At 42.6% G+C, this 21869-nt stretch carries 19 protein-coding genes; 4 read left to right on the top strand and 15 right to left on the bottom strand.

What is annotated here, in order from left to right; all coding sequences use genetic code 11:
* Nucleotide 1 precedes the first annotated feature (1 nt).
* The 11 genes from ABEQ24_RS07995 to ABEQ24_RS07945 all read right to left on the bottom strand — a co-directional run bounded on the left by ABEQ24_RS07995 (nt 2) and on the right by ABEQ24_RS07945 (nt 15296).
* A complete protein-coding gene (locus ABEQ24_RS07995) occupies nt 2–865 on the bottom strand; it encodes a carbohydrate ABC transporter permease (RefSeq protein WP_430006287.1) in 864 nt (287 codons plus the stop codon).
* Nucleotides 862–3084, bottom strand: coding sequence for a DUF5696 domain-containing protein (locus tag ABEQ24_RS07990; RefSeq protein ID WP_430006286.1), 2223 nt, complete (start codon nt 3082–3084; stop codon nt 862–864). The genes ABEQ24_RS07995 and ABEQ24_RS07990 overlap by 4 nt, the downstream gene beginning before the upstream one ends.
* Nucleotides 3077–5095: an SMP-30/gluconolactonase/LRE family protein gene (locus ABEQ24_RS07985; RefSeq protein WP_430006285.1), complete on the bottom strand. Its 2019-nt coding sequence runs from the start codon at nt 5093–5095 to the stop codon at nt 3077–3079. Before ABEQ24_RS07985 ends, ABEQ24_RS07990 begins: the two co-directional genes overlap by 8 nt.
* A gap of 18 nt (nt 5096–5113) precedes the next feature.
* Nucleotides 5114–5992, bottom strand: coding sequence for a carbohydrate ABC transporter permease (locus tag ABEQ24_RS07980; protein ID WP_309193360.1), 879 nt, complete (start codon nt 5990–5992; stop codon nt 5114–5116).
* A 20-nt stretch (nt 5993–6012) separates the two neighbouring features.
* Complete coding sequence (locus ABEQ24_RS07975; RefSeq protein WP_430006284.1) at nt 6013–6903, bottom strand: carbohydrate ABC transporter permease; 891 nt, start codon at nt 6901–6903, stop codon at nt 6013–6015.
* On the bottom strand, nt 6893–9823 hold the full coding sequence (locus ABEQ24_RS07970) for an extracellular solute-binding protein (protein WP_430006283.1): 2931 nt from the start codon (nt 9821–9823) through the stop codon (nt 6893–6895). Before ABEQ24_RS07970 ends, ABEQ24_RS07975 begins: the two co-directional genes overlap by 11 nt.
* 31 nt (nt 9824–9854) lie before the next feature.
* Nucleotides 9855–11222, bottom strand: coding sequence for an ABC transporter substrate-binding protein (locus ABEQ24_RS07965; protein ID WP_430006282.1), 1368 nt, complete (start codon nt 11220–11222; stop codon nt 9855–9857).
* Between the two features lie 62 nt (nt 11223–11284).
* A complete protein-coding gene (locus tag ABEQ24_RS07960) occupies nt 11285–12253 on the bottom strand; it encodes a LacI family DNA-binding transcriptional regulator (RefSeq protein ID WP_430006281.1) in 969 nt (322 codons plus the stop codon).
* An 839-nt stretch (nt 12254–13092) separates the two neighbouring features.
* Complete coding sequence (locus tag ABEQ24_RS07955; protein ID WP_430006280.1) at nt 13093–13599, bottom strand: YwgA family protein; 507 nt, start codon at nt 13597–13599, stop codon at nt 13093–13095.
* Between the two features lie 45 nt (nt 13600–13644).
* Nucleotides 13645–14949 (bottom strand): HD domain-containing protein, encoded by a 1305-nt coding sequence (locus ABEQ24_RS07950; protein ID WP_430006359.1) that lies wholly within the window; start codon nt 14947–14949, stop codon nt 13645–13647.
* A gap of 122 nt (nt 14950–15071) precedes the next feature.
* Nucleotides 15072–15296 carry a DUF1450 domain-containing protein gene (locus ABEQ24_RS07945; protein ID WP_430006279.1) on the bottom strand — a complete coding sequence of 75 codons (225 nt, stop codon included), beginning with the start codon at nt 15294–15296 and terminating at the stop codon, nt 15072–15074.
* A 318-nt stretch (nt 15297–15614) separates the two neighbouring features.
* On the opposite strand from ABEQ24_RS07945, the gene ABEQ24_RS07940 reads away from it, so the two are divergent.
* Nucleotides 15615–16361, top strand: coding sequence for an RsfA family transcriptional regulator (locus ABEQ24_RS07940; protein ID WP_430006278.1), 747 nt, complete (start codon nt 15615–15617; stop codon nt 16359–16361).
* A gap of 492 nt (nt 16362–16853) precedes the next feature.
* On the opposite strand, the gene ABEQ24_RS07935 is transcribed toward ABEQ24_RS07940, so the two are convergent.
* Entirely contained in the window at nt 16854–17696 is an 843-nt protein-coding gene (locus tag ABEQ24_RS07935) for a lipoate--protein ligase family protein (RefSeq protein ID WP_430006277.1), read from the bottom strand.
* A 111-nt stretch (nt 17697–17807) separates the two neighbouring features.
* The gene (gene pta / locus ABEQ24_RS07930) at nt 17808–18779 is read right to left on the bottom strand and encodes a phosphate acetyltransferase (RefSeq protein ID WP_430006276.1); all 972 of its coding nucleotides are present in this window, start codon (nt 18777–18779) and stop codon (nt 17808–17810) included.
* Between the two features lie 249 nt (nt 18780–19028).
* Between pta and hemQ the strand changes: the two genes are divergently transcribed.
* From hemQ to gerQ, 3 genes are all read left to right on the top strand, one after another.
* On the top strand, nt 19029–19772 hold the full coding sequence (hemQ, locus tag ABEQ24_RS07925; protein WP_430006275.1) for a hydrogen peroxide-dependent heme synthase: 744 nt from the start codon (nt 19029–19031) through the stop codon (nt 19770–19772).
* A gap of 245 nt (nt 19773–20017) precedes the next feature.
* Nucleotides 20018–20272, top strand: coding sequence for a hypothetical protein (locus tag ABEQ24_RS07920; RefSeq protein WP_430006274.1), 255 nt, complete (start codon nt 20018–20020; stop codon nt 20270–20272).
* Between the two features lie 26 nt (nt 20273–20298).
* Nucleotides 20299–20742, top strand: a complete 444-nt coding sequence (gene gerQ, locus ABEQ24_RS07915; protein WP_430006273.1) for a spore coat protein GerQ — start codon at nt 20299–20301, stop codon at nt 20740–20742.
* A gap of 47 nt (nt 20743–20789) precedes the next feature.
* Here the strand turns inward: gerQ and ABEQ24_RS07910 are convergent, their stop codons facing one another.
* Nucleotides 20790–21221, bottom strand: coding sequence for a hypothetical protein (locus ABEQ24_RS07910; protein ID WP_430006272.1), 432 nt, complete (start codon nt 21219–21221; stop codon nt 20790–20792).
* Between the two features lie 206 nt (nt 21222–21427).
* Complete coding sequence (locus tag ABEQ24_RS07905) at nt 21428–21799, bottom strand: DUF423 domain-containing protein (RefSeq protein WP_430006271.1); 372 nt, start codon at nt 21797–21799, stop codon at nt 21428–21430.
* Nucleotides 21800–21869: the final 70 nt, after the last annotated feature.

The raw sequence follows: 21869 nt of genomic DNA, 5'->3' as shown, positions 1-21869 counted from the left end.
CTTATGTATAGCTTTTCTTTCCTTTTAACGTCATGGCGCCAACAGCCGCCGCCAGAATGACGGCGATTGTCAGAAAGTAAATCCATGACAGCGCTGAAGCATATCCAAAGCCTGTATCAACTTTGAACATATTTTTTTGAATATGGCCGATGATCGGATTCAATGAAAAGACGGAATACGTTACGATCGTATAAATCGTATTCACAACAATCATAGGTGCGAGGCTCGGAAGGGTTACTTTCCAGAATGACTCCCAGTTTGAAGCGCCGTCGATTTTAGCCGCTTCATATACCTGTTTATCGATCTTTTGAAGGGCTGCAAGGAAAATTAAGATTTGCACGCCTGAGAACCAGAGAATCATAATCAGGTTTTTAATTAAGTAAAGCAGAATGCCGTTGAAAAACGCATCCGGATTCGCATTCAGAACTTCATAGATTGCATACTGCTCGATAGAAGGAATCGTTGTGACACCCTGGTCAATCAGTTCTTTGATTACGGGACCGCTCGCGATGATGACGGGCAGGAAAAAGATCGTCCGGAACAGTCCGCGGAATTTAATTTTTTGATTAAGCAACAGCGCGATGATTAAAGAGAATACAATGATGATTGGCACGGAAATGATGATTTCCTTCAAATACGTTCCCATGTACTCTAAAAATAGGGCATCGACTCCGAAAGCATACTTGAAGTTTTCAAATTTCACGAACTCCGTTTCAATTCCACCTGTCGTAATCTTGACTTCCTGAAAGCTCAAGAATAAAGAATAAAAAATGGGAATGGCGGTAAAAACCAAAAAGCCGATAATCCAAGGAGAAATAAAGAGATAACCGATCATGCTGTTTTTTGACTTCAGTAACGGCTTCACTGCTTATCCCCCCCATCGGTTACAATAAATCCTTTTGCAGGAATTTCATGGACGCCTGCACGGTATGGCGTGTTCGTGTAATTCACGATGATTGTCTTGCCGTTTGAGTAAGAGACCTCTACAATCCCGACTGCCGGAACAGTACGGTTTTCAATGGTTTCACCTTCAACTGCGCCAAGACTGTCCTGCATCATTTTATACTGATTTACGATTTCATCCTTCCAGCTGTCAAACTCCGATGTATAAAGATCTTTAGAAGGTGTTTTCATCAGTAAATGGGACGGCTCATCCGTCAGGTAAAAAGATGGATAGGCCCCGTATTCAATCATTCGCAGCACATCGTCCTTAGCATCCGAGTGGAAATTTGAGAATTCTGCATAGTACGGAATATAGCCCTTCAATACAATTTGCAGAAAAGGCACAGTGTCACTTTCAAAGATATAATTTGACGATGTCATCGGAGCATCGAGAAAGCGGTCTGTTTGCCCCCATGCATACGCATTCGGGTTATAGAGTGCTACCTCTCCCGCTTTATGAAGCTGTGAAAATAACTTGTTATACGTTTGTGCTGTTTGAATTCTCGAGGACCTGTTCCCTTTTGTGTAATCAGAGAAAAGGATCGTTGAGCTTCCATCCACTGCTGCATTTTTCATGCCGTACTCTTTGTATTGCTTGAGATCCTCTTTTGCTATTTTCAGAGACTTGTCCGGTGATAAATAGTAGTACGTTTTATCATCCTTCTTGTAAGAGATGGTTTCAGAGCTGATCTTTTTGCTCACATCTTTTCTTCCGGAGAAGCCTCCTGCATTTTCATAAGCCTTGGTGTAATCTGTCTGGAAGAACAGCGGGACATTTTCATTTTCAAGTGCTTCAGCGGAATCCCTCACATCCCCTTTGCTTCCAAGCTTTTTCTCAACCGGAAACTTCGAAGGCAGTGTGCCTGTCAAACCGCCCTTTGACCAGCCTTTGTAAATCATGAACATGTCTAGAACCTTTTCTTTTTTCAATTCTTTTGCAAAAGCAGGCAGTTTTTCTACAGGTGTCATTGGAATGACCGAATCCCAGAACAGCCCTTTTTTTGTTTCACTTCCCAGGAATTCTAGGCGCACTTCTGCCCGGTCTTCTTTTTTTGTCAGCTGCTTCGTTTCTATGAGATGCTCCTGATAGCGCTTGGCCATGCCGACATAATCTGCCTTTTCATTGGACAGAAAGTAATATCTTAATGAGATATCAAATGCATTCTTATTTTTTTGGTAAACGTTTGTGCCGCTCATGCTTTTGCTTGTCGGCTGGTAATATTCATAGCGGTAGTTGAATTGGGCGGCCGTCCAGTTAAAATCGGTTGATACGCCGGACGGATAGGCAAGGATGTCCCCGTACTCCGCACCTTTTTCCACTACTGCAGCGAACCCGTTTTTCTTGATGCCGTGCACCGCTCCGAACACCGGCATGCTGATTTGTTTAGCCGGAACTGTTTTTTCTTCTGTTTTATCGGATGACTTTTGAAAACCCGCATCTGCGCCGTATATAGCGCCTTTAAATGGAGCATCTGCTTTACTGCCTTTTTCATAGCGGATAAGAGCACCGCTTCCGTCCGGAATAAACATATAGCCATTCCGTTCGTCACCATTTACCGCCCCCAGGAAAGGATAGACCTTCATCGAAATCAGCTTGTTCCGTTTCCCTTCTTTTACCTCCTTATCAGGGATGCTGACGGCAATATTGTCTTTTTCTAGCGTGACACTCAGCTCAAGGCTGATTTTCGATCCATTCATATAAACCTTGGCACTGAAGCCGTTATCTTTGATTTTCACATTCGGCCGTGAATCATTTGTCTGAATGCTCTCTGACTTGATTTTTCCGCGGCGGTCGCTGTACTCAATTGTGATCGCCGACTGGGCCATTTGTTCCCACGTTTTATTGAGCCGGACATCTTCAACCTGATCGATGCCTGAATTCCAAATATACTTTGTTTTCTTATTCAGTATTTTAAGAGCAAGAGATTCTTCATTTACATATAAAATGAGATTCTCATTTTCAGCAGCCTTCTCAAACCCTTCAACCGTGCCTGACTGAGCCTGTTCCTTCACTTGCTTCTCAGGCTGGGTGAACCCGCTTGAGCTGTATTTTAATAGATCTTCTTTCTTCTCATCAGGAGCAGCAAAGGCCTGCAGCGGCATCATCAGAACCAGTAATCCAGCCATTAATTTCTTATACACGTAAGATGACCTCCTGAATGATAGAATAGATGAAATCGTATACTTGATCGAACAGCACAAATATGATGAAAATGACCAGCAGCATGATGACCATTCCAAACAGCGTCATGAAAATGTTGCGCACCGTTTCGCTGAACGTATAATTGTGAATTTCCTTTATCATGATAAACAGAATGATGACGCACCATGCGTAGATAATTTGGATGGAAAATTCATAAATAAATGACTCATTCAGCGTCAGGATATTTGTAATCAATGTAATAGGAATGCTGAACACAAGATACGGCGCAAGCGAATAAATTGTTCCTCTGTAAATATCAGCAAAGCGCCCTTCCCCGTCATTGATTGTGCTGACGAGATAGTTAATGATGATAAACAGGGCAAGCGGCACAAACACCTTCAGCAATTCCATTGACAGATTGGCCTCTTCCCCGCCCCGTTGGGAAAAGATAAATCCCGTTTGGTACGTGGCAAATAAATATTCAATAAATAAGAGAACGTAGAGAATCGTCGCCGAGAAGACAGATGCATGATTCTTCCGTTTCAAATAATAAAAGCTGTCAATCGGATGACGGAAAAACTTAAAAAGAAAGAAAAGCTCCGCTATCCGTTTCCTTTTTTTCAATCGTCCCATTCGTTCTTTAGGACCTTTTAACAGATTTCGTTTTTTATCGAAATGGTTAAAAACAGAATAAAAGATTCCGGCTAAGATGATGAAAAACAAAACCGTTCCCAGGTTTTTCTGCATCCATTCATGACGGATTTCCCAAAATGAATTGGAATACCCGCCGATATCTTCTGCAAACTTGAATTCTTCCAATGCAGCCTCATAATCCTGCTGTTTGTAGTACGCCCTTCCCATTGCAGTCCGTGCAAGCCCGAAGGAAGAATTTTGCCTTAAAACAGATTCAAAGTATTGCTGACTTTCTACATATAACCCTTCTTTAAAGAGGGCAATTCCTTCATGAACGCTGACAGAAAAGGATGTCGTATCATACGTCTGAATCATGCCTCTTTCTTTATCAGCCACATACAGCCGCCCATTTCGGTCGACGGCAATTCCTGATGGCTGTTTGAGCAGACCGATGCGGTTTGTCCCATCGTCTTTTCCGCCAAAGATGAATAAGAGATTGCCAAAGCTGTCGTATTCATATATTTTTCCGTTTGCACTTGAAACAAATATGTTTCCAAGCGGATCGACTGCAATATCCTGAAGGGAAGCCACGTCTGAAATATCCGGTGCAAGCATGTTTTTCCCTGCCACATTCAGTTTTTTGATGACTTCTTCCTTCGTTCCCTCTGTAATGGAATAAATAAGGCCTTGTTCGTCAATGGCTATATTGTCCGGAGCCGGAGGAGTTTTCATAAACAGCTTCATTTTCCCGCTTGCATTCAGCGCGTTTTGCAGGAATGACTTGATTGAAGACCTCGTGCTGTTTACTCCGTAGTACCCAAGAAAGTTCCCTTCCCGGCTGAGCTGGATAATCCCGTTTGTTGAGCCCTCGCCGATGATATACAAGTTTCCGCGCTTATCAACGCCAATTTTCTGAGGTTTAAAAGGAGACTTGCTTCCAAACAGCGGCGAATCAGGCTTCTCGTACTCTTTTAATAGCTTTCCTTCACTTGAAAACCTGAACACTTTCTCCTGTTCATAGTCTGCAGCGTAAACTTCTCCGTTTTCATCCACAAACACGCCAGTAGGATTTTTCAAAATCCCCTCGCCCATCTCTTTGACAATCTCGCCATTCAGATTCGACACAATGATTTTCTGAGACTTTGAATCTGCGAGATAGATTTGATCCTTTTGATCAATGAAAAGATCTTCCGGTGTCATTTCCTGATTGCCAAGCGTTAACTGTCCAAGAGGCTTATAGGCTGTCTGTGTTTTGGTAAGATCTCCATTTGCAGATAATGTCTCTGTCGTATAAGGGACAGAAGCCTCCGCTGCTGTATGCCAAGGCAGCAGACAGACAAGCAGAGCGCAGATGATTCCTTTCGTAAACCGCTTCATTTCCCTCCCCCCTATCTGTTACTTGATTCCTGAATGAGCCATCGTGTTCATAACCTGGCTTTGAAGGATGATAAAGATGATTAAATTCGGTACAAACATGATTAATGATGCAGCAGCTGCAAGCCCTTGACCTGCCACTGTATTTCCCGTCACCTGTGAAGCGAGCGTTGACATAAAGAAAGAGAATGTCTTCAATCCTTCGTCATTCACATAGAGTGTGGATGTCTCAATATTGTTCCAAACAAGCTGAAACGACAGAATCGCAATGGTGGCAATCGCAGGCTTCACTAATGGAATGATGATTTTTAAAAAAATCTGGGCATCCGTTGCTCCGTCAAGCTTTGCCGCTTCTATCAGCTCATTTGGAATTTGATCGATAAACTGCTTCACCAAAAACAGACCGATCGGCATGGCAAGCAGCGGAAAGATATGTACGACAAAGACATTGATCAAACCAAGCTCCTCAATCAGGAGATATCTTGGAATGGCGACAGCAGCCGGAACGAACATTAAAGCGACTGTATTGATTTCAAAAATGGTTTTTTTCAGCCTGAACTCTTTTTTTGAGAGGGCATAGCCCGCCATTGTACTAATGACGACAGTTAAAAAAACAACGATAATCGTAATGACAATGCTATTAAATAAATACCGCGACATCGGAACCCCGCTCGCTGTCGATTGTGCAAAAAGATCAGCGAAGTTCTGCAGCGTCGGTTTTTGCACGAAGAACCGCGGCGGATAAGCAAACAGCTCGTCTATCGGTTTGAACGCGTGGAAAAAGATATAAACGATAGGCAGTGCCATGAACGCCGCAAGCGGAATCAGAAAAAGGAAAAACTTCCACTGGCTGATATGAAATTTCGACGGATTAATTTTAGTTCCCTGAAAAGCTGACATACGGTTCCACTCCCTTTCGTTTAATCTTTCTCTCCGAATAATCTCCAGGCCACTTTAGAAAATGCATAGACGACAAGGAGCAAAACGACAGAAACAGCAGCTGCATAGCCCATTTCGTAGCGGATAAACCCGTAATCCTCCAAATGGTTGACCATGAGCTGTCCGGCATATTGAGGCGTCGGATTTGCACCTGATAACGCCACTCCGATCGCTCCTGCCTGAAAGGTTCCGACAACCGCCATGACTGCTCCGAAAAGCATTTGCGGTTTCATTGAAGGAATCGTGATAAAAATAATTTCCTGGAATCGATTTTTAATGCCGTCGATGTATCCCGCTTCATAAATCTCGCTGTTGATATTCAGCACACCAGACAGCATCGCAAGGAATCCGACCCCCATGCTGCCCCATAGTGTGACAAAAATCATGATTTTCATTAAATATTCCGGTGACTGCAGCCACTGAATCGGCTCTAAAAGCATGCCCATTGTAATCAGCAGACTGTTTAAATACCCTGTTTCATCTCCGCTGAAGATAATCGTCCACACTACAGACATCGCGATTCCTGCCGTCATGGACGGCGAGTAAATAATGAGTGCGAGGACGGTTCTCGGTTTTTTAGGAATTTGAGCAAGCGCCCATGCCAGGATAAAGGAAAGAATGTATCCACCCGGCCCGACAATTAACGCAAAGGTCAATGTGTTCGGAAGGACCTTCTGCATGAAAACCTCATCTTGTGTCATCAAAGCCACATAGTTGCTTAATCCAATAAAGGATGGTGATTCAATCGCATTAAAATAAGTGAAGGATAATACTATTGCAGCAGCTACAGGAATGATGATGAAAACAGAGAAAAAGATCAAATATGGTGCCAGGAAAACCCACTGGCTTCTGTCCCGCTGTTTACTCTTCATTTTCATCGACCGCCCAACTTTCTACAGTTTCTATTGAAGGAACCCGATACGGCTTCACCATCTTGCCATCTTTCATATATCCGAACTCTTCCATCTTGCGGCTGATCTCTCTGTCGATTGCAATAACAGAATCATCAACTGCCGATCTTGTATTTTCTCCGTCAAAGACGATGCGGTTCCAGATATTGCTCAGTTCACGCTCAACCATATAAGCGCCCGGAGTCTTTGGAACTTCCATTAAATATTCCCACTGTTTCAAAATGGTTGCTTTATGCTCTTCCGGCCAAGGAAGCTTTTTAAAGGCTTCCAAATTAGCTGTATTCCACATATACTCAGGTCCGTAAAGAGTTTGAAGGCTTGTCGCAAATTCCGTTTGTGTTTCTTCCTTCATCCACCACTTCAAAAGCTCCCATGATGCCTCTTTATCTTTCGATCCCTTGAATATCATCGCAGATTGTCCTGAACCAGTTGCCCAGCGTTCAACGGTTCCATCCTTTTGCTTAACGCCCGGATGCGGTGCAATGTCCCACCATCCTGCGATTTCCGGCGCAGCAGCTGTTAATTGGATATATGTTGTAAACGTAGAGATTCCAATCGGCAGGGTTGAATAACGGAAATGGTTATAAAAATTCGGAACTTGAAGCGGCATGCTGTATATCGTATTTAAATCCGTCATAAACTGAATGCCTTCTAACGATTCCTCACTGTTTATCGCTGTCGTCATCCCGTCTTTTCCATACAGATCTCCCTGAAATTGATAGATGTATGGGGCTGTCGTCTGAAAAGCCTTGAACCCGCCCGATCCTGAAATCGGCGTATAATAATTCATACCGTACCGCTGTAATTCCGGCAGGATGCTTACGACATCATCCCATGTATCCGGTACAGGCAAATTTAAAGCTTCGAGGATGTCCTTGCGATAAAACTGCACAAAGAAATCCTGTGTCTCGGGCAGTGCATAGACGGAATCATCAATCATTAACGGCAGAAACGCTCCGGGTGAAAACTGCTTGCTGAATGAATCAAAATCGTCAAATTGCCGTAAATCAACGGCTGCATCACGCATGGATAATTCATACGGCAGCCAGTTGCTAATACCAAACGCCACATCAGGCTGCTTGTCAGCTGCGCTTGCTAAAATCAGCTTTTGTTCATCAGGCATAATTGAAAATTTCACTCTGATACCCGTTTCCGGTGTAAATGTGCGGTCAGCCGTGTTCTGAATCAGCTCCACATATTGTCTTGGGCGGTTTACCCAGACTTCAATTGTTTTTTCATCTGCTTCTGATGCAGAATAGTTGCCCTTTGAGAAGGAGAGGAAAAATCGCTTCACTCCGTCTGCAGCTTGTGTAAGGAACCCTGCTTCTGCCGGAGGAACTTCCTTGCCGCCATGCACATAAAAACGGTCAATGGCAAGCGGCTGTTTTTGAATATCAAGCAGGAAATTCCCAAGCAGCTGTGCAACAGACGCTGATCCTTCTGATAACTCCGTCATACGGTTTGGAATTTTGTCAGGTTCGCTCCCAAGCGTTCTAAGTTTTTTAACTGCAAGTTTAATAGAAACAATTTCTTTTGACTCTTCCTCTGAATCACTCAGCCCCTCCAGGTAAACGCTTTCTCTTTCAAGCTCATCTGCCCATGTCAGCACCTGTTTATCGATATCAGGGATAAACTCGCTTATCTTCCAGCTGCGGGAGCGGTCAGTTTGATTTCCTGTCAGCTTCCGGATCGATAAGGAAAGCTCTTCCATTTCTTTCATCACTTCATTGGTTTTTGCGATGACTCTTTCCGCCGGCGAAGCATCCGCCACTAACTCAATTTCATGGCTTCCCTTCTTCAGATAAAACAAGTATGGCTCTCCTTTTTTGCTGCCAAGTGTTTCATTGGCCCATTTTTTGCTGAATGGAAAAGGATAATGAGCAACCTCTGCAAAAGGAATGTCTCCGTCAATTTTCACTTTTCGAAAAACCGTTCCGCCCGTTTCTTTATTTTGCAGAACTTTAAAGGTTATCTGATAGTAGCCGTCCTCTTCGACATCTATCTTCCAGGAGACACCTTGGCCGCTAGTACTCCATGACTCTCCGCCAAGTGTATTTAAAAGCAGATGCTTTGGATCACTCGGTACAGCCGATGAATCCTGTTTTGCTTCTGGACGTATGTAAGAGCTGTTCTTTTTTAAGATTTTTTCAGCTTCATATGCCTTTAAAGACGAAACGGCTTTTTTTGCTTCCGCTCCATATTCTTTGTATGTTTTAAGCGGTACAGGCGCCGATGCGTAAACCTTTCCGACAAGCATTTCGCCTCTTAAATTGGTTACTGTAATTTTGTTTTTTCCTTTTTTCAAATGGTACTTCAGCGCTTCCGGCTGCAGACCGCTTGCGTCCTCAGCTTTTGTTTTTTTCCAGGAAGGGCTTGCCGCTTGCTTAGGAAGCATGTCATTGCCGAAACGGTCTGAGTCAAATGTATTTTTCTCATTTTTCCAATCTGCAGGAAAGACAATTCTCCTGCTTTCATAGTAAGGAAAGCTTCCGTTCACTTGTATTGCGCCCTCTATTGGCACAACCTCGTTGCCGAGCGGATAATAATCAAATCCAAGCTCATATAAACCTTCTTCTTTTACATCAATCAGAAAAGAAAAAGATTGCTGATTATGCCAATAGAAGACACGATCGCCATACCCTTTGCTTTTTGCATCAGGCAAAAGATTTTTTGAATCTGCTTCAGTAAAGTCAGAAGGCAGCACAGCCATCTCAGACTCTGAGGCGGCTGTGATTCCCTTCTCGTACCATGCGGAGAGGATGGAATGATATCTTTCTTCTACGACTTGGCCAGTGCTTTTCTTTTCTTCAGCAAAAATGTGTTGGTGTTGGAACAGTACGAACAGCAATAGGACCGACCAAACGAGTATCTTAGATTTCATGCCAATCATCCTCCTAAATGCGAAATGAAAATTATTTATTTAGTGCATCTATTGCTTCTTTGCTCTTTTGATCTGCAAGCTCATCTAGCTGTTTTGCATAATCTTCTACTTTCAGCTCACCTTTCCAGAAGCTGTCAATCATCTGTCCGATTGTTGCATTTTCATTTTCTCCTGCTTTAACGCCCGTTGGAGCTTCCCATCTTGATTCAACGAATCCAGGGACCGTTTTAACCGGTTCAACGATGGCGTTATCAAGGTTTTCATAAGCTGTACGGATACCTGGAACTTCGTTCAGTTCAAAATAAGCTTCTAAAACTTCTTCATCACTTGTTACAGGCAATGTATTCATTGCTTTGTCTTCTTTTTCAACCAGCTCAAGACGTTTCATAAAGCCCTCTTTGCCAAAAGACATCCATTTTGAAAATTCGTACGCCTCTTTAGCATGATCCGTTGATTTGGAGATTCCCAGAAAGTCATTTGTTACAATCGTTCTTCCTCCCGGAATGCCGATGAAATCCCATTCAAAGCCTGCGTTTTGAGTTAAGCTGTCTGTTCCCCATGTTCCATCCCACTTAACTGCAACCTGTCCTTGCATCCAGACCTCTTCCGGATTTTCCCCTTTGAATTTCGCTTTTTGGTCATCCGTCAATGTTTCATAAGCATAGCCGTTTGCATTCATCTCTTTTGCGGTATTTACACCGTTAATAAACTCTTTGCTGTCCAGCTGATATTCGCCATCTTTATATGTGTACCAGCCAAGATCCTCATTTACAGCTGATGGATACCAATCTGGAATAGAGAATGGGTGGTTGATGCCGGCAACGCCATTATTGATGTTTGTCACATCTTTTATTGCACTCATAAATTCGTCAAATGAAGCGCCGTATTCCGGGTAATCAAGGTTTGCTTCATTGAACAGGTCTTTATTGACAAAATATCCAAGAAAGTGCTGTGCATATGGAAGTGCATATACCTTGTCACTGTATGCAGCAGACTGCTGAATCACTTCCGGAATCTTTTTGAAATCCTCATCCTTTGAAGTCATTTCTGTTAGATCCAATAACCAATCGTTTGATAAAGGAAGCGGGATTTGCGCAAGCATGAATACATCCGGCATTTTTCCTCCGCTTGCTGCTGCCGATAATGTACCGTTCCAGTCCGTTGCAGCAATCGACTCGTCAATTTTAATTTTGATATTCGGGTTTTTCTTTTCAAACTCTTTAATCATGACTCTTTCTAAGTTCTGCTCTTCTTCTGTTCCAAGTGTCCAGTTCGCGTAAGATAACGTGATCTGCTCTTTATCTGATTCCTTTTTATCTGTTGAAGCCTTGTCTGAATTACATGCGGCAAGCGTGAAAACTAATGTCATAATGGCTAATAAGGAAACAAGCTTTTTCATGTGAAACTTCACTCCCTTTTCATTTTTAAAAATTTTTGCGGTCAATTAGCGGCGGCCGCTTCTTATCCTGAATTTCTTTTCATCAATTCAACTTTCAGTCCTTCAGGGGTATAGTCAAAATCTTTATTCAGCATTTTAAACAATGTCTGAGCAGCGATGGTTCCCCATTCTTTTCTCGGTACTTTTACAGTTGTAAGAGACGGGGTAAAGTGGCGCGATACGAAAATATCATCGAATCCTGTTATTGCAAGCTCTTCAGGAACCTTTATCCCATTTTCTCTGGCTGCCCGGATTGCTCCCATCGCCATTTCATCATTGGCACAAACAAATGCGGATGGAAGGGAAGATTTCTTCTCCATAAAAGCTTTCATTTTTAAGTATCCGCTCTCTTCCGTGAAATCTGCCCTGATTAAATCCTGCTCCTCAAGCATCATGCCATGGCTGCTCAGCGCTTTCATAAAGCCAGTTAAACGTGTTTCCCCGTCATAGGATTCTTCTGAACCGCCGACAAAGCCTATTCGGGCATGTCCCTTTTGAACCAAGTAGTCAACAATCATTTTTGCTCCCTCATGGTTAGGAAGCAGGATGTTCTTTATATAAGGATTTTGAATTTCCCGATCCATCACGACAATCGGCATTTTTTCGTTCGCCAAGGTTTGCAGCAGCTGATCTTCCATATGAAAGTTTAAGATAATAGCTCCATCCACATAGCGTTCTACAAGCAAACGATGTGTTTCAACTGAGGCACATACAACCAGTTCGTAGCCGTGCTCCATCACAACGTCCTGAATTCCTTCAACCATGTCATTAAAAAATGGTCCCGTGAAGCCGCTTAAGAATAAACCGATGATGTTTGTTTTCTTCGTCTTGAGATTTTTCGCCATACCATTCGGACGATAGCCAATCTCTTCTGCTGCCGTCAGAACTTTTTGTCTAGTTTCATTCGTAATCAGCGGACTGCCATTCATAGAATAAGAGGCTGTAGATAAACTGACATTTGCCCGCTTTGCGACATCTTTTAGAGTTACCAAGAGCTCCCCCCTTAGGAAATTAACCACTTTCATTGAAACGTTTCAATAGCAGTTAAAAGAATATTGAAACGTTTCAATTTGAATTCAAAAAAAATTCAGAAATCTCAATCGAAACGTTTCAATGGATTTATTATATTCCCGTTTGAAAACGATTACAATAGGGAAAATAAAATATTTGCAAGATTTCGAAAGCGCAAACGATTGCATTTTACCGCTTTGGGTTGGAAGAAATATAGCGTACGGTTGATTCCATTTTCCGGGGTAAAAATCAAATTGGTAGAACCAATGCATAGGTTTGATTCCACTTTTCGGCGTAAAATCCAAATTGGTGGAATCATAGCATGCCTTTGATTCCTCTTTTCTCGGTAAGAACCAAAATTGTGGAATCATTGCACACCTTTGTTTCCTCTTTTCGGCGTGAAATCCAAATTGGTGGAATCATGGCATGCCTTTGATTCCTCTTTCCACCGTAAAATCGAAAATTGTGGAATCATAGCATACGTTTGATTCCACTTTCCGCCGCAAAAACCAAAATTGTGGAATCAACGCACACCTTTGTTTCCTCTTTTCGGCGTGAAATCCAAATTGGTGGAATCATAGCATGCCTTTGATTCCTCTTTCCACCGTAATAACGAAAATTGTGGAATCATAGCTTACCTTTGTCTCCACTTTCCAACGCAAACAACCAAAATTGTGGAATCATCGTACACCTTCGATTCCACTCTCCACCGCTAACAAGAAAATACAGGATTCATTGCTTCCCTTAACCAGGTTTGATCCATTGAAATTCAATCCCCGCATAAAAAAATTCCGCAGCCTAATTAGACCGCGGAATCTTCTTATTGAACAACCTTCGTACGGATGGACTCTATGTACGCATAAGCGTGTTCAATTTCTTCTTTAGTGTACTTCTGCTTGCTCTTCAGGGTAAATACTTTCTCCATCACTTCTTCTTTTTCAAGAGTGTCGAAGAATAGAACCGTAGATACCAGCTCAAGGAATCTTGCTGATTGGCTGTTCAAGTCTTCCATACACTCTTTAAGCGGAGGCATCTCAAGATCGTAATGAGTTAAAAACTCCTCGCCCGTTTCTGTCAGGGAGTATCGGTATTGAAAGTAGCCGCCTTTTTTTTCATGCATTTCATTTAAAAAGCCTAAATTGCAAAGCTCTTCAATTCTGAGAGTAAGCTCTTCTGAATAAGGGCCGTAAAAGTGAAAGTCGTACTTCTCATAAAAAGGAAGATTGATCTTTTTGGCGATATAGATCATCTTCTGCAGCTTTTTCCGTCCGGTAATTTCTCCTGATGAAGAGAACACCTTCATCAGCTTTGCGTGTTCGTTAAGCAAACCCCAACACTCCTAACCTTGTATTTTCACACGATCTCTCTCTTTTTATAGGTTTAACAATTCCAAAATCCGTTTCTTGGCCGTTCGTTTTGCTGTCATATCCTGAATGAGATCTAATGGAAAATACAGCTTATGGTCTGTTCTGCGTTTTCCGGAAATCGCATCTACTATTTCAGACTGGCGGGAAAGCTCGCGCAGGTCCCCATTCGGCAGCTGCAAGTGAATTGGCAGCCGCTCCTCTTCCTCACCTGGACGATAGAAGTCATACGGGAGGTCTGAAGATGAATCAACAACTAAGTAATAGTCCGGATCAATACCTGCTTTTTTAAAAAGGGAGGTAAGCTCCATCAGCTTTTTCATTTCCATCGTGGCTGCCGGATTAAACTCGGCATATTGAAATAGATTCCGATTCATAAATCTTGAACAAAGATCTCTCAATATAGGATCTGCCTCTTCCTGCCACTGCTGAAAATAGTACAGCACAACAGACTCATCCAATTTCAGATAATCATGAGTTGTCACTTCATCTTCAAAAATCGAGTAAAAGTGAATGGGATCCTGTTTGAAGGTGTAGTAATCTTTATGCAGCTGTTTCGCCCGGTGAAGGATTTTCGTTAAGATGACCTCTGCACTGCGGGTCACAGGGTGGAAATACACCTGCCAGTACATCTGGTAGCGGCTCATAATGTAATCTTCAACGGCATGCATGCCGCTTTGCTTAATCACGACCTGATCCTCGCGGGGCCTCATCACCCTCAGAATCCGTTCCATATCAAAATGGCCATAACTGACACCTGTAAAATACGCATCCCTCTGCAGGTAGTCCATGCGGTCGGCATCAATCTGGCTTGAAATCAGACTTACGACTTGTTTGTTTTCATAGGTTTTCTCAATAACCTCAGATACCTTCTTTGGAAAGTCGTCGCCCATGCGCCGGAGCACTTCGTTTACTTCGGTGTCTCCCACAAGAATGTCACGCGTGAACTTTTCATGATCCAAATGAAACACTTTTTCAAAAGAATGCGAGAACGGACCGTGTCCGAGATCATGCAGAAGTGCCGCACAAAGCGAAAGCAGACGGTCATCCTCATTCCATTCAGGACGTCCTTTAAACACATCATCTACAATTCTCCGTACAATTTCATAGACTCCTAACGAATGATTAAAACGGCTGTGCTCTGCTCCGTGGAATACTAAATAGGTCGTCCCTAATTGACGGATTCTGCGGAGTCTTTGAAATTCTTTCGTTCCGATTAAATCCCAGATCAGCTTGTCCCGCACATGAATGTATCTGTGAACAGGATCTTTAAACACTTTTTCCTCAGATAACTTCCCGCTCCGATAGGCCATCGCTTTCCCTCTTCCATCTTGACTTGTTTCCATTATATCGATTCTATTTCTATGCAAACAACCACTTTTTTACTGAATCTGGATAAAAAAATCACCACTGCATAAATGTGCCAATGGTGATATTATTTACTGATTTTTGTTTCAATCTTTACGAGCAATTCGTCCTCATTAGGTGCTGAGAGCGGACGATTATTTACGAATGCAAACGATTTTTTTCTTCCCGGACCGCAGTATGATTGACACCCGATGTCAATTTTCGCTTCGGGATCAACCTTTTTCAGGCGGGGGAGCAACGTCTTAATATTGGTTGCCTGGCAATCGTCGCATATTCTGAATTCATTTGCCACCTTATTTACAACCCTTTCCTTCTGTTAAATCACGTTCAAACACTATTTGGTATTTTACCGTTAATCGATCTTCATTGCAAGCCGGGGGAAATAACTTCTATTACAGCCAAAAAGGAAAAATGGAAGGAAAATCTAGTATCCTTCTAATATTTTTGTATAAAGCCCAATGTTTCTGGTCAAAATGATAACAGGAAAATACACAACTATCTATCTAAGAAAAGCGGATCGCCATGCTTAACATGATTCTGCTCGAGGAGCCGGCGATTCCAATAGCCATCTAAGCTCGGGAACTTTATAACTAATTAGGGAGTTGAGACCATGAAGCAAAGACAAGATGCCTGGTCAGAAGAAGATGATTTATTATTGGCTGAAACCGTGCTCCGTCACGTGCGGGAAGGAAGCACACAGCTGAATGCATTTGAAGAAGTTGGAGACAAACTCAATCGTACATCAGCAGCCTGCGGTTTCCGCTGGAACGCAGTTGTAAGACATAACTATGAAAAAGCCCTTCAGCTGGCAAAAAAACAGCGCAAGCAAAAAATGAGAGCAACCGGCAAGGGACAGCCTGCCAAAAAGCAATTGCTGTATTCTCCGCCGGAATCAGAAGCAGCACCTGCAATGACAGAAGTTGAAGCTTTTGAGACTGATAATGAAGAATTGCCTGCAGTCACTCATCCTGTTTACAAAGAGGATGTCTATCAGGAAGAGACTTATGAAATCCCATACACTGCGCGCAGAACACCTGCCGCATCTGCTGAAATCACAATGAACCAGGTTATCGCATTTTTAGAATCTTATTCTTCGAACAATGAACATGTCACTGCCTTAAAACTTGAGAATGAGAGATTGAAACGCGAAAACTATGAGCTTTCAAGACGCAATCAGGATCTGGCCGTAAAGGTTTCTCAGCTTGAACAGGATACTGTGATGGTTCAAGAAGATTATGAAACATTAATGAAGATTATGAACCGTGCGAGAAAACTAGTTTTATTTGAGGAAGAAGAACGTCCGGCTACGAAGTTTAAAATGGACCGGAATGGAAATTTGGAAAAGTTAGCTGAATGAGAAAAGCGCAGGCATGGCAGATCCGTTCTGGCAGAGGAGCCTGAGCGCTGGAGTAAGACACCGATGCGCAGAAATAGTTAAAAAAGGATGCCTATACTGGCATCTTTTTTAGTTGAGTACACATCTCGTGGACATTATGTATTGAAAGATGTTTTTAGAGCAGAAACGCTGGGTGGTGAAAGAGTGTAAGTGCTCTTAAACGATGTTTACTGCACAAACCCCGTACGGTGAGGAAGCGCAAGTGCTCTTAAAAGGGCTTTACAGCACATACTCTAAATGGCGTGAATACGTAAGTGCTCCAAAAGTGCGCTTACAGCCCAAACGATGGACAGAGAGGGACGATTAGTGCTTTAAAAAGACGTATACATCACAAACTAAGGGAAGATTTTAGATCATCACATTACTCCCGTCTAGAGACACCAACTTCCACAAACAATAAAAAAGCAGGCAAGGAGAATCCTCCTGCCTGCTTTTTTAGGGATACCGCCCCGCTTATTGAACCGTCCCAAACACTTTTTCATTCCGGTCATACATACGAAGCAGATTTTTTTCAAACAGCACCTGTTCATCGACTGACAGTGAAGCTGCATACATTCTGCCGCTCAGCTCCTTCAAGGTTTGCAAAAACGAAAGCATCAAGGTTTGAACGCTGATCTCATCGCAGAGAAGCTCGCTCAAGGATGCCATAGTTTCTGGAACAATTTCAGGATATGCAAGCTTTGTTGGTTCGTCTTTTTTCGCAAGCTGATAAAACCTGCGTATAAGTCCCGCCCGCTCTGCTCCGCTGCCGTCAGCACAGAGATAAATTTGAACAGCGATTCCGCCGCGCAGTCTCCGCTGTGAAATCCCGGCGAATTTTTTCCCGCCTATGCTTAAGTCATAGCTGCCGGGACAATATGACCCTGTAATTTCCCGCGCTTCTATCTCAGCACCATAGCCCGCAAGCATCCGCTTAATCAGATCCCACATTGTATCATAGCCGCGATTGATATCGATTCCTTTTTCCGTTTCAGGAAAAATCAGTGATATATTAAGGACCCCTTCATCTAAAACAACAGCAAGGCCGCCTGAATTCCTGACGATAACCCGGTACCCCTGTTCTTTTAAATAAGAGATTCCGTCTTCTAAATATGGAAGCTTCGTATCTTGAATGCCAAGCACAATCGTTTTGTGATGAACCCACGTCCGGGCCGTTGCCGGAGAAGTTCCGTTCCCGACCGCAGCACATAACGTATCATCCATCGCAAAGGACTGCCTCGCATCAAAATGAGGTCCGAGACTGGACTGGTCGACAATCTTCCATTCATCTTGTTTTAATAAAGTTTCAAATGACATGTTGATGGACTCCCTCGAGTTTATAAGCATGTTTATTATAGCATGAACGAATGGATTTACAGAGGCATAAAAAGAGACAGCCAAAATCAGGCTGTCTCTCCATTCTTACTATTAAACCGCTTGTCCGGCAGTAATCAATGCTAACTTATAAACATCTTCAGCATTACATCCGCGTGAAAGATCGTTCACAGGTGCATTCAATCCTTGAAGAATTGGTCCGACTGCTTCAAAGTTTCCTAACCGCTGTGCAATTTTGTATCCGATGTTTCCTGCTTCAAGACTTGGGAAAACAAATACGTTCGCATCGCCTTTGATGACTGAATCCGGCGCTTTTGATTTTGCAACAGACGGTACAAATGCAGCGTCAAATTGGAACTCGCCATCTAAAACAAGGGTTGGAACCATTTCTTTTGCGATTTTTACCGCTTCAGCCACACGCTCTGTTTCAGGTGATTTGGCAGAGCCTTTTGTTGAGAAGCTAAGCATTGCCACTCTTGGCTCGATATCAAACATATCAGCTGTTTTTGCACTTTCAACAGCAATTTCAGCAAGATCCTGGCTGTCTGGTGAAATATTGATTGCACAGTCTGCAAATACATATTTCTCATCGCCGCGAACCATAATGAAGACGCCGGATGTTTTCTTGATGCCCTCTTTTGTTTTGATGATTTGAAGTGCAGGGCGCACGGTGTCAGCTGTTGAATGAGCTGCCCCGCTTACTAATCCGTGAGCTTGTCCTGTGTACACAAGCATCGTTCCGAAGTAGTTTTCATCAAGCAGAATTTTTTGTGCCTGTTCTTCTGTCGCTTTGCCTTTGCGGCGTTCTACGAAAGACTGAACAAGTTCATTCATGCCTTCAAATGTTTTTGGATCATAAACTTCGACGCCATCTAATGTAAGATTCAGCTCCATAGCTTTTTTCGTAATCTCATCATTGCTGCCTACAAGAATAGGCTTAAGGATTCCTTCTCCTGCCAAACGGTTTGCAGCAGTCAGAATACGTTCATCTGTTCCTTCAGGAAAAACGATTTTAAGCTCTTTTCCAGTTACTTTTTCTTTTAAAAGAGTAAATAAATCAGACATTAAAAAACCTCCTAATTAGTTAAAAACCATTGCTCTATATTTAAGGATACTCCACTTGCAGGCAAATTCAAACAGCGGCGGACTGATAGAGCGCTTACACCTTAAATTCTTTATTTTCCAAATTAACTAACATCTATACGTATGTACTTTTTTTATAATATGGACAATGAAGTCTGTTTCCATTATGGAATGGTCAAACTATGGTATAGTTAAAAGGTATTTACGAATGATGAAACGGAGTGAACTTAGATGAGTGAAGCTGCACAAACGTTAGATGGCTGGTATTGTTTACATGACTTCCGCGCAATGAATTGGGCGCTATGGAAAACGGTGAGCAGTGACGAGCGTCAAGCAGCAATTTATGAGTTTCAGGGTTTGCTTGAAAAATGGGGAATTGCTGAAGATCAAAAGCAAGGCAGTCAGGCACTATATTCGATCGTCGGACAAAAAGCTGACTTTATGCTGATGATTTTGCGCCCTACTATGGAAGAGTTAAATGTTATTGAAACAGAGTTTAATAAATCGAAGCTTGCTGATTATACTCTTCCTGCATATTCCTATGTATCTGTAGTAGAGCTCAGCAACTACTTGCCTGCAGGTGAAGATCCATATCAAAATCCTCAAGTGCTTGCCCGTCTTTATCCATCACTTCCAGAAGCAAAGCATGTCTGCTTCTATCCAATGGATAAACGCCGCAATGGCGAAGATAACTGGTATATGCTTCCGATGGATGAGCGCAAAAGCCTTATGCGCAGCCACGGCATGATCGGCCGCCAATACGCAGGAAAAGTAAAGCAGATCATTACAGGCTCTGTCGGTTTTGATGATTTTGAATGGGGTGTTACACTTTTCTCAGATGATGTGCTTCAGTTCAAAAAACTTATTTACGAAATGCGCTTTGACGAAGTCAGCGCACGCTACGGCGAGTTTGGCACATTCTTTGTTGGAAACATTCTTCCGGCTGATAAATTGTACGGATATTTTCATATTTAATTTGAAGCTCTTGCCTAAGCCGGCAAGGGCTTTTTTTATATAAAGAGACACTGAATATGCACCTCCGCATCTAGTGCAAGCGCCTGACTCTCCGTTTTGAATGAATCCCCCGGACAGATTCATTTCCGCTTTTCTTAGTGTCATATCACAGCCTTTCCCCACATACCTATAAATGAGTGAAGTTGAATTTTTTACATCTAATCACCTTATACAACCAGATGTTTTTTCATAAGGCAGGTGATGAAATGGGAGTGATTCCCTATACATCAAAGGAAGTACTGATCCGTGCAGAGTGGAGATGGCAAGCTAAGCATGCTCGCGGCTGGAAATGCGGGAGTAAGCCGGGTTCGTGCTGCATGTCCAAGTATCATTCAGAGCAGCCAACTTTCTTTGGTTTTTCAATCCTTCCTGAGAATGTCCAAGACAGCTGGTATGACCAGCAGAATACGGGAAGGTTTAAAGCGGATTGTTTCTTTTCGCATTGTCCTGACGTTTTATAATTTTTTTCTACTTAAGGAGGTAAAACATGAATTCAGCGTACAATCAGTTTGGAGCAGGCTTTAATCCATATGGAGCCGGTTATGATTATCGACAGCAGCAGCCGCAATTTGGATATCCTCAGCAACAGGGGATGCAAGGAATGCAGGGAATGCAGGGAATGCAGCAGCAGACTCCCACTCAGGCACAGGGCGGAATGCTGCCGCTAGAAGAATCGTACATTGAAAATATACTGCGTTTAAATCGAGGGAAAGTAGCAACCATCTATATGACGTTTGAGGCAAGCAAAGAGTGGAACTCTAAGATCTTTAAAGGCGTCATCGAAGCCGCAGGGCGAGATCATATTATTTTAAGCGATCAAAAAACATCGAAAAGATACCTGCTGTTAATGGTTTATTTAGACTATATTACATTTGATGAGGAAATTGCCTATTATTATCCTTATGATATGGCTTCTTCTCCTCCTAGATAACTCGGGCACCGGGCATACATTTAATGTATGCTCTTTTTTATGGATGCTCATCCTTTCCAGTAGTACCGTTCATCTTCACCGGGATCCTGATGTGGTTCGTCAACCTCACGCTCATTTCTGCTTTGAAACAGGGCAAGCGTCTGTTTTTCAACATCAGAAGCGGGTTCAGCTGCTGGCCTTGCTGCCTGAACCTCATTTGCTTTTACAGCATCTATAAGGTGTTCCATCAGAACATTGCGCTTCTCTTGCTGTTTCAATAAAGCTGTGAGACCGAGCAATAGGCTGCCGGCTGCAAGTAATATTACATAGACCGTAAAGGACGGAATGTACTGCCATATGATGAGTGACGCAGTACCAGGGGTTCCATATTCACCAAACTCTTCTTCCATTGACTTAAAAATAAGAGATACATGATTTAAGGCACCTATGATACCAGATAAAATCATCAAACTTCCCAGGATTAAAAGAATTTTCTTCACACTTTTGCGCCACCCTTCTTTTTCCCTATTTTACCATGTATTGTGCGGTTAGAATAAGAGTTTACAAGGTTGACTATTCTTTCTGTCGTCAGATTCTGATATGGACTGCTCTATTTATCGAATTTTATATTTTGATATCGAAACAGATCTATTTAGTGATTTTAGTCAAATAAAAAAGAGCCCACTTAAGGACTCCCCCATTCATTCTATAAAAATTTCACAACTGCGATGATCATCATTACCCAGGCAATTAAAAAGGAAAGGCCGCCGAGCGGTGTGATTGCGCCGAGCACACTGATTTGAGTAACGGTTAAAATGTACAGGCTTCCGGAAAATAAGAGAATTCCGATAAACATAAGCCAGCCCGCCCAAGTCAGCATACCTGCCTGCGGAAGTTTGTCGATTAAAAAGGCGATCACAAATAAACCGCCGGCATGAAACATTTGATAGGTGACGCCAGTCTGCCAGATTTTCAAGTATTTTTCAGGTACTTTCCCTTCAAGCCCGTGAGCTCCGAATGCGCCTAATGCAACAGCAAGAAAAGCGTTTGCTGCTGCTAGTATTAAAAATAGTTTCACGATTATCTTCTCCTCGATTTTAAAATCAGCCGCTAGTTTTCATCTTACCCTATCCATTCTTTAAATCAAG

Source organism: Metabacillus idriensis (genome assembly GCF_050483325.1).
In the GTDB taxonomy this organism is placed as follows: Bacteria; Bacillota; Bacilli; order Bacillales; family Bacillaceae; genus Bacillus_P; species Bacillus_P idriensis_A.
This window is presented reverse-complemented; position numbering and strand designations above follow the sequence as displayed.